The 7200-nt window shown below is 74.6% G+C and carries 6 protein-coding genes and 1 pseudogene; 2 read left to right on the top strand and 5 right to left on the bottom strand.

What is annotated here, in order from left to right; translation table 11 throughout:
* Positions 1 to 130: 130 nt before the first annotated feature.
* Together J1C73_RS25665 and J1C73_RS25660 are read left to right on the top strand one after the other, a co-directional pair.
* Entirely contained in the window at positions 131 to 1852 is a 1722-nt protein-coding gene (locus J1C73_RS25665; RefSeq protein ID WP_207318477.1) for a SpoIIE family protein phosphatase, read from the top strand.
* A 48-nt stretch (positions 1853 to 1900) separates the two neighbouring features.
* Positions 1901 to 2287, top strand: coding sequence for a YunG family protein (locus J1C73_RS25660; RefSeq protein ID WP_207318475.1), 387 nt, complete (start codon positions 1901 to 1903; stop codon positions 2285 to 2287).
* Positions 2288 to 2290: 3 nt separating this feature from the next.
* Here J1C73_RS25660 and J1C73_RS25655 read toward each other — a convergent pair whose 3' ends face one another.
* The 5 genes and pseudogenes from J1C73_RS25655 to J1C73_RS36245 all read right to left on the bottom strand — a co-directional run.
* Positions 2291 to 3139 (bottom strand): GNAT family N-acetyltransferase, encoded by an 849-nt coding sequence (locus J1C73_RS25655; RefSeq protein WP_207318474.1) that lies wholly within the window; start codon positions 3137 to 3139, stop codon positions 2291 to 2293.
* Positions 3140 to 3190: 51 nt separating this feature from the next.
* Complete coding sequence (locus J1C73_RS25650) at positions 3191 to 4585, bottom strand: hypothetical protein (protein WP_207318473.1); 1395 nt, start codon at positions 4583 to 4585, stop codon at positions 3191 to 3193.
* Between the two features lie 247 nt (positions 4586 to 4832).
* Positions 4833 to 5642 carry a class I SAM-dependent methyltransferase gene (locus J1C73_RS25645; RefSeq protein WP_207318472.1) on the bottom strand — a complete coding sequence of 270 codons (810 nt, stop codon included), beginning with the start codon at positions 5640 to 5642 and terminating at the stop codon, positions 4833 to 4835.
* Entirely contained in the window at positions 5639 to 6262 is a 624-nt protein-coding gene (locus J1C73_RS25640) for a TIGR04282 family arsenosugar biosynthesis glycosyltransferase (RefSeq protein ID WP_207318476.1), read from the bottom strand. The genes J1C73_RS25645 and J1C73_RS25640 overlap by 4 nt, the downstream gene beginning before the upstream one ends.
* Before the next feature lie 371 nt (positions 6263 to 6633).
* Positions 6634 to 7059: pseudogene (locus J1C73_RS36245) on the bottom strand (glycosyltransferase family 2 protein); the annotation flags it as partial.
* Positions 7060 to 7200 lie beyond the last annotated feature (141 nt).

The following is a 7200-nucleotide window of genomic DNA, read 5'->3' as shown; positions in this document are numbered from 1 at the left end:
GTCTGGGGATGCGGGGGCGGTGCGGGCGGCCGACGATGAAGGGCCGGGCAGTCGGGCGGCCCGCGCCCTGTCCCAGGAGGTTGCCTTGCAGGCCGATGTGTACGCCGACAGTCCGCCGCCGCTCGACACCATGGCGCTCGCGGCCCTGATCGGCGGAACCACGGCCGGGGTGGGGGTCCTGGATACCAAGCTGCGCTATCTCTATGTGAACCCGGCCCTCGAACGGCTCAACGGCGTCCCGGCCGCCGATCATCTGGGCCGCACCGTCTCCGAGGTGCTCCCCGAGGTCGACGTCCGCGAGGACCTGATGCTGGCGGTGCTCTCCGACGGCCGCTCCCGCGAGATCACCTCCAGCGGCCGGACCCCCGCCATGTCCGGCTCCGCCCGGCGCTACTGGCACGGCGCCTACCACCGGCTGGAGGTGGCCGGCCGGGTGGTGGGCGTCGCCGGCATCCTGCTGGAGATCACGGCCTCCGACGAGGAGCAGCGCCAGCTGGCCCAGGCCCGGCGCCATCTGAGCCTCCTGGACAGTGCGAACACCCGCATCGGCACCACGCTCGACATGGACACCACCTGCGCCGAACTGGTCGACCTCGTCGTCCCGGGGCTCGCCGACCTCGCCACGGTCGAGGTCTTCCCGCCGGACGTCGCCCCGCCGGTGCGTCCCGCACCGCCCGGGGTGACCCGGCTGAGGCGGGCGGCGCTCACGGCGGTGCCGGGGCTGCGCGGGCGCGTCGCGCGGTTCGGGGTGGCCGGCGACTACGTCGACTACCAGGAGGACTCGGCCGCGACGCGGTGTCTGGCCACCAACCAGCCGGTCGTGGAGAACCTCACCGGCGACGAGCAGCTGGGCCGCCTGGCGCCCTCCCCCGAACGGGTCGCCACCTACCGGGCCCTCGGGATGCACTCGGCGGTCATCGTGCCGCTCTCCGTGCGCGGCGGGCCGATCGGTGTCCTCGGCCTGGTCAGGGCGGGGGACTCGCCGACCTTCACGGAGCAGGACGTGGTGGTCGCCCGGGAGCTCGCCGGACGGGCCGCCGTCGACCTCGACCACGCGCGCCGGTTCGCCCACGAGCACACCATCGCCCTGGAGCTCCAGCGCTCCCTGCTCTCCGAACCGCGCCAGCCGCACCCGCACATCGAGGTCGCCACCCGCTATCTGCCGGCCGACCGGAGCGTGCTGGTGGGCGGTGACTGGTTCGACATCATCCCGATGCGCGACGGACGCCATCTGAAGGCGATCGGCGATGTGATGGGTCACGGGGTGGAGGCGGCCGTCGCGATGAGCCACTACCGCTCGCTGCTGCGGCTGCTCGCCGACGAGGAACTGCCGCCGCACCGCATCCTGGAGCAGCTCGACCGGATGGTGGAGCGGTCCGGTCTCGACCGGGCGGCGACCTGTCTGCTGGCGGTGGTCGACCGGTCCGGCGGGATGTGCCAGGTGTCGAGCGCGGGCCATCTGCCGCCGGTCTTCATCGATCCCGGGGCGGCGGGCACCTGGCTGGGCGACGTAACGGCGGGACCGCCGCTCGGCACCGGGTTCGGCGGCTACCGGACGACGGAGGTGCGGTGCGCCCCGGGCACGGTGCTGTTCATGTACACCGACGGCCTGGTGGAGCGGCGCGGCGAGGACATCGACGTGTCCGTCGGCCGGCTCCGGGAGCTGACCCTGCCGGCGAGCGGAAATCTGGAGGAGCTGCTGGACGAGGTGCTCGACCGCTTCGGTCCGGGCGCCGAGGACGATATCGCGGTGATGGCCTCGCGGGCCCGTTTCGCCCCCTGGCGGCGGATGCGCTACGGGGCGGGCCCGAAGAGGGGCGAGCCCGGGGCAGGCGGGCCCGGAAGGGCGTGAGCCCGACGGCCCGGGGCGCTGTCAGTGGCGGCTGCGAGGATCGGTGTCATGAAGCCGTTCCTCCTCGCCGACATCGAGGCCGCAGTGCGCAGCAGCTGGGGCGCCGACACCACCACGCCCGAGTACCGGCCGCACTGGGCCCCCGGCAACCCCGCCCGGGACCAGTGCGGGGTCACCGCCCTGGTCCTGCACGACCTGCTGGGCGGTGACCTCGTACGCGGTGAGGTCCGGGTCGACGGGGTGCGCACGGACTACCACTGGTGGAACCGGCTGGGACCGGGGACGGAGATCGACCTGACCCGTGAGCAGTTCGCCCCCGAGGAGATCGTCTGCGGCGGCACGGTGATTCCGCGGCCCCCGGAGATCGTCCGCCTGCGCGAGGAGTACGAGCTGCTCCGGGACCGGGTCCTGGAGCTGCTCCACGGCCGGGCGTAACGGTCAGCCCAGTTCGAGGCTGGTGATGCCGAACAGCCCGGTGTGATCGACGTCCGGCGCCGGCCCGGTGTACATGCGGGCCGTCTCGAACGACGGGGTGAGCCCGAGCTGTCCGGCGAGCCGTACCGCCGCCGGGTTGACGTCGGGTACGTCCACGGCGACCGGGGTGGACGGGTCGGTGGCCGCGAGCGCGCTGACCAGGGCGGCGGCCGTCTCCGGCGTGGCCGCGTACAGCGGGCCGATGCGTGAGGACGTACGGCAGGCGCGCAGCACGGCGAGCCCCCGCACCTCTCCCTCGCGCAGTGCGACCAGCGCGGTGCGGCCGGGGATGGTGGTCCAGGCCGCCAGGAAGCCGTCGCGCTCGGCCGGGAAGAACCGGCGGTCGTACGCGGTGACCTGGCCGAAGGGCAGGGTGCGGGCGTCGGCGAGGGTGACGCCGGGCGGCGGCGCGATGTCCACCGGCACCAGTCCCTCGTACCGCATGTTCGTCCAGGCCGGGCGGAAGCCGGATCTGCGGTAGTTGGCCTGCTGCTCCACCACCCCGTCCAGGCCGGTGTTCCGATCGCCCAGCCGGGCCGTCCCGGTGGCCCAGAGCCGGCTCCCGTAGCCCTGGCCGCGCAGCTCCGGGCGGGTGAGGTAGAAGCCCAGGAAGCCGTGGTCCACGCCGTAGCGGATCACGGAGACGCAGGAGACGGGCGCACCGTCGAGCCTGCCGATCAGGAAGCCGCAGGGGTCGGCGGCGAAGAAGGCCTGACCGTCGGTCAGGCCGGGGTTCCAGCCCTCGGCATGGGCCCAGTCCGCCATCATCCTGATGTCGTCCGCGCTTGCTGTGGTGATCTCGAATGTCGGCACGGAACCACCCATACCCGAGGCGCGGGTGGTTTCAACGACCACCCGTCTCGTTCACCACCCCGTCCAGAGCAGGTGGTTGACGAGCAGGGCGACGACGGCCTGGGCGGCCAGCCAGCCGCGGCGGCCGGGCGTGGGCAGCAGGGCGGCGGCGGGCAGCAGCCAGAGCATGAAGGGCTGCCAGATCCGTTCGGTCTCCGCCTTGCTCATCCCGGACAGGTCGGCGGCCAGCAGCATGAGGAACGCCGCGAGCACGAGCAGGACCAGCCGCTGCGGTGCGGCCGTGGTCCCCGTCCGCAGCGCTCCCACGGCCCCGGGCGCGGCCGCCGCGGTCCGGCGCAGACCCGCGACCGTCGCGAGTCCGACGGCGGTCACGGTGCAGGCGAGGTTGGCCCAGACCCAGTACCAGTACGGGCGGAATCCGCCCGCCGCCTGGTAGTAGCGCTCGACCAGCAGGTGGTAGGCCTCCCACCAGTTGAAGCCCGCCAGTGTGAAGGCGACCGGGACGACCAGGGCCCCCAGGGCGAAGAGGGGGAGGGGCCGGGCGGTCCTGGTGAGCAGGAGAACGGTCAGGAGCAGCAGCGCGATGAGCGCCAGACCGTAACTGAGGTAGCAGGTCAGGCCGTACAGCAGCCCCGAGCCGAGGGCGGCGGCCGCGGGGCTGCGGACCTTCCGGGTCGCAGCCAGGGCCAGCAGGGCGACGGACCAGGCGGCGACGGCGGCGAAGTAGCCGTCCGCCGAGGTGCCGGCCCAGACCGCGACCGGTGCGAGGACCAGGAAGGGCGCGGCGCGGCGGGCGGTGCGTTCGTCGGCCAGCACGCGGACGGCGACCAGCGCGGCCACCGCGGCGGTGCTGCCGGTCACGATGCACCAGACGCCGGCCCAGGCGCCGCCGCCGAGCCCGACGCGGTCCAGCAGGACGAAGGTGAGGGTGGCGCCCGGCGGGTGCCCGGCCACATGGGCGGGCCAGTTGCCCGGCGGGCCGATCAGGATGTGGTCGTTGAAGCCGCGCAGGGCGGCGCCGATGTCGTCGAAGCGGCCGATGACCCTGAGGTACTCGTGCTTGGTGGTGAGGCGTTCGGCGATGCCGCGGCCCCAGCCGTCGATCAGCGCCAGGGAGAAGACCCAGGCGAGCGAGGCGCCCCAGCAGCTCAGCAGCAGGGTCCGCCAAGGCAGCCGTTCGGCGAGGACGGGACCGTAGGCGATGACGGCCACGGCGACGGCGGGCGCGGCCGCGGTGCCGGGGCCGATGTGCGGGTACCAAGTCGCCAGCAGCGGTGGCCAGTGGACGTACAGGGTGTGGTCGGCGTTCTCCACGGCCCAGCCGACGAGGGCGGCGGCGACGACGAGCAGTGCGCCCGCACCGGCCGCGGCCACGTCGGGGCGGTGGCCGGTGCGGTGGTCGCTCTCCGGTTCGGTGCGCTGCTCCGGGCGGTCCTTGGTCTTCACCCAGGCACGGTATGCACGCCGGGGCGGTGTGGGCGCGTGCTGACGGGGCGCGTCACCGAACCGTCAGATTCCGCACCCGACCGGGGCCGCGGCCGACAGCAGCCGGATGACGTCGGACGGCGGATCCGCTGCTGCGGCGCTCGCTCGGCCCGCGCCCCGGCCTGGTCGGCTTCGTCCGGGTGCCGGTCTTCCCGTCCGGTCTGCTCCTGCTGATGTGGTGGCCGCTGATCACCCGGCACACGAAGCGCTACGAACCGGCGAGCGGCCTCTCCCCCGACGTGTTCCTGGGGAACTGGTTGCTGATCACGGCCGCGCTGTTCGCGTTGTCGGCGCTCTGGCTGGTCGTCAGGACGCTGCGGCCGCGGCGCAGGGAGACGAACGTGCGGCCGTCCGCCTCCCACTGATCCGCGGTGAGCCAGCCCAGGAGCCCGGCGTACCGGAGCAGTGCCGGGGTGCCGAGCCGGGCCCAGGGGAAGGGTGCGGCGGGCGCGGGCCGGGCCCGGTCGGCGCGTCCGTCGTCCAGCTGGACCCGGACCCGCTCGTCGATGTCCTGCGGCGCGGTCTCCGCGATGAGCAGCCCGCCGGGGGCGAGCACGGCCGCCGTCCGGTGCAGGAGCCGTCGCGGGTCGCCGCCGATGCCGATGTTGCCGTCGACGAGCAGGACGGTGCCCCAACGGCCCTCGCCCGGAAGGGGTTCGAAGACCGAGCGGTGCAGCGCGGAGCCGCCGACCCGCAGGGTGCGGGCCACCGCCGCCTCGCTCACGTCGATGCCGAGCGCGCGGTGTCCGCGGGCCGCGAGCGCCGCGACCAGCCGGCCGGGCCCGCACCCGATGTCCAGGACGGGTCCCTCGCAGCGGTGCAGCGCCGACAGGTCCGCGGCGTCGGCGCCCGCGCACCAGCGCTCCACGTCGAGCGGCAGCAGCCAGCCGTCCGTGCGGCGCAGGAAGAGCGGACCGTGGCCGTTGCGCAGGGCGTTGGCGTACGGGTCGGTGCTCCAGGAGGTGGCGTCCGGGTGCGGCGGGCGGACCGTTTCGTGCTGGGGAACCGTCTGGCTCATCGGGTCACCGCCCCGGTCAGTGCGGCGAGCACGGCGGCGAACCGGCCGTGCGGTGCCAGGGCGGCGACGTCCACGGCGTCGGCCGCCGTGTCCACGTCCCGCAGCCGGGGCAGATCACGCACCGTCAGCCCGGCGTCGGTCAGCCGGCGGCGCTGCACCGCGCCGGTCTCCGGCACGGACATCGGCACCCCGCGCAGCAGTTCGGGGTCCGGCTCGGCGAGCCCCAGCGCCCAGAAGCCGCCGTCCTCGGCCGGGCCGAACCAGGCGTCGCAGCCGTCCCAGGAACCGGGGGAGAGCGCGGGCGCCAGATCGGCGGCGGTGATCTGCGGGGTGTCCATGCCGATGAGGAGCGTCGGCCCCGTGCAGCCGCCGAACGCGGCGGCGAGCCGTTCGTCGAGACCGCCCGCGCACTGGCCCACCACCTCGATGCCCGGCGGCAGCCAGGGTCCGGGCGCCCCGTCGAGGACGAGCACCCGCCGCGCGGCGGGCAGGGCGAGGACGGTGCGCAGGGTGTCGGCGAGCGAGGCCTCGGCGAGCCGGGCGGCCTCCTGCGGGGTGAAGGGCGGCGTCAGCCGGGTCTTGACCCGGCCGGGCAGCGGTTCCTTGGCGATGACCAGCAGGGTCACCGCCCCGACGGTTTCGGCTCCGGTGACGGCTCCGGTTGTGGCGCGGTTCGTCGTCGCGTCCGCTCCGGCCCCTGTGCGGCTCGTCCCGCCGGTCGCCCCGGGCCCGGCGCCGGTACACGCGGTCGGGTTCACCGGGGCACCCCCACCGGAACCGGCGCCTCGCCCAGCACGGCGCGCATGTCGCGCACCGCGTGCCAGGTGCCCCGCCAGGTGCCGGTGACCTTCGACTTCCCGGTGCGCGAGAGGTACGGGACATCCGTCTCGGCCACCCGCAGCCCCGCGTCCGCCGCCCGCACCACCATCTGCAACGGGTATCCGCTGCGCCGGTCGGTGAGGCCGAGCGCCAGCAGGTCCGCCCGGCGCGCGGCGCGCATCGGCCCCAGGTCGTGCAGCCGCAGCCCGGTACGTCTGCGCAGCAGCCGGGACAGCGCCAGATTGCCCGCGCGGGCGTGCAGGGGCCAGGCGCCGAGCCGGTCGGGGCGGCGGCGGCCGAGCAGCAGATCGCTCTCGCCGTCCGCGATCCGGCGGACGAAGCCGGGGAGCAGCCCGGGGTCCAGGGACCCGTCGCAGTCGCAGAAGCAGACGAACTCCGCCTCGGCGGCGAGCAGCCCGGCGTGGCAGGCGGAGCCGAAACCGCGCCGCGGCTCGTGCACCACCGTCGCGCCGAGCGAACGGGCCAGTTCGGCCGAGCCGTCGGTGGAGCCGTTGTCGACGACGATCGCGCGCCAGCCGCGCGGGATCGCGCCGAGCACCCCGGGCAGGGCGGCGGCCTCGTCCAGACAGGGCAGCACGATGTCGGCGCGGGGGCCGGAGTTATCGGGGGAGTCGGTCACCCGGCTCACCCTACGGAGCGGAAACCGACATTTCGGGCCACGGTTTCTTACGAAACGTGGACATCGCCACACGGTCGATGTCCACGTTTCGTAAGAAAC

Origin of the sequence: Streptomyces laculatispora (genome assembly GCF_017353455.1) — a bacterium.
In the GTDB taxonomy this organism is placed as follows: domain Bacteria; phylum Actinomycetota; class Actinomycetes; order Streptomycetales; family Streptomycetaceae; genus Streptomyces; species Streptomyces laculatispora.
The sequence above is the reverse complement of the archived record's forward strand: the minus strand, read 5'-3'. Positions and strand labels throughout refer to the sequence as shown.